The organism is Nocardia aurea, from assembly GCF_003123685.1.
Taxonomy (GTDB): Bacteria; Actinomycetota; Actinomycetes; order Mycobacteriales; family Mycobacteriaceae; genus Nocardia; species Nocardia aurea.
Map to the genome: position 1 here is coordinate 1 of NZ_QCYJ01000045.1, position 1,338 is coordinate 1,338.

Sequence of the window (1,338 nt, forward strand, 5' to 3'; positions counted from 1 at the left end):
CGCGGCCGCCCGTTCCACCTTCTCGTCGACCACTGCCTTGTCGAGTTTGGCCAGCTTGAGCGGGAAGGCGATGTTCTCGCGGACCGTCATGTGCGGGTAGAGCGCGTACGACTGGAAGACCATCGCCATGTCGCGGTCGCGCGGCGCCATGTCGTTCATCCGCCGGCCGTCCACGCGCAGCTCGCCCTCGGTGATGTCCTCCAAGCCGGCGATCATGTTCAGCGTCGTGGACTTCCCGCAGCCCGAGGGGCCCACCAGGATGATGAACTCCCCCTCGGCGATGCGCACGTCGAAGTTGTCGACGGCCACCGTGCCGTCGGCGTATCTCTTGGTGACCTGGTCGAGCACGATCTCAGCCATGGTGTGGCCTCACCCCTTCACGGCTCCTGACGTCAGGCCGGCCACGATCCGGCGCTGGAAGAACAGCACGAAGATCACGATCGGGATCGTGATGACGACGGCCGCCGCGGAGATGGACCCCGTCGGGTCCTCGAACTGCGTGCTGCCGGTGAAGAACGAGATCGTCGCCGGGGCCGTCCGCGCCGCGTTCGACGAGGTGAGGGAGATGGCGAAGAGGAAGTCGTTCCAGCAGAAGATGAACGCCAGGATCGCGGTCGTCACCATGCCCGGCGCCGCCAGCGGCACGATCACCTGCCAGAACGCCTGGAAGGGCGTGGCGCCGTCCATCTTGGCCGCCTTCTCCAGCTCCCAGGGGATCTCGCGGAAGAACGCCGACAGCGTGTAGATGGTCAGCGGCAGCGCGAACGTGATGTACGGCAGGATCAGGCCCGGCCAGGTGTTGAACAGGCCGAGGGCCCGCTCGATCTGGAACAGCGGGCTCACCAGCGAGATCTGCGGGAACATCGCGATCAGCAGGGAGACGCCGATCAGCAGCCGCTTGCCCGGGAAGGTGAGGCGGGCGATGGCGTAGGCCGCCATGGTGCCGAACACGATGGCCACGAACGTGGAGATCAGGCCGATGCCGATCGAGTTGACCAGCCCGCGCACGAAGTCGTCGTTCTCGAAGATGCCGGCGTAGTTGTCGAGGGTCCACTTGCGCGGGATGAACGAGCCGTCGGTGAACGTGCTCGGGTCCTTGAACGACAGCGACGCTATCCACAGCACCGGGATCATCGCGTAGAGGACCACCACCGTGTCGATGACGACCCAGTTGGTCACGCGCCTGCGGTCGGGACGCTCCATCATCGCCCGCTTCCCGGCGCGGCGGTGCCGAAGCCCACGATGAAGACGACCGCGATGATCGCCACGCTGATCAGGATGAGGACGGACATGGTGTTGCCGATGCCGAGGTTCAGCCCGCCGATGAGGTTGTGGTAG

Annotated in this window: 2 protein-coding genes and 1 pseudogene; all 3 read right to left on the bottom strand. The window is 65.8% G+C overall.

What is annotated here, in order from left to right:
• Positions 1-360: ABC transporter ATP-binding protein (locus tag DAT37_RS12445; protein WP_157978458.1), on the bottom strand; the 360-nt coding region annotated here is incomplete at its 3' end.
• 9 nt (positions 361-369) lie between these two features.
• Positions 370-1,206 carry a carbohydrate ABC transporter permease gene (locus DAT37_RS12450; RefSeq protein ID WP_109524927.1) on the bottom strand — a complete coding sequence of 279 codons (837 nt, stop codon included), beginning with the start codon at positions 1,204-1,206 and terminating at the stop codon, positions 370-372.
• Positions 1,203-1,338 (bottom strand): annotated as a pseudogene (locus DAT37_RS12455) (ABC transporter permease); the annotation flags it as partial. The gene DAT37_RS12450 and the pseudogene DAT37_RS12455, both read right to left, overlap by 4 nt.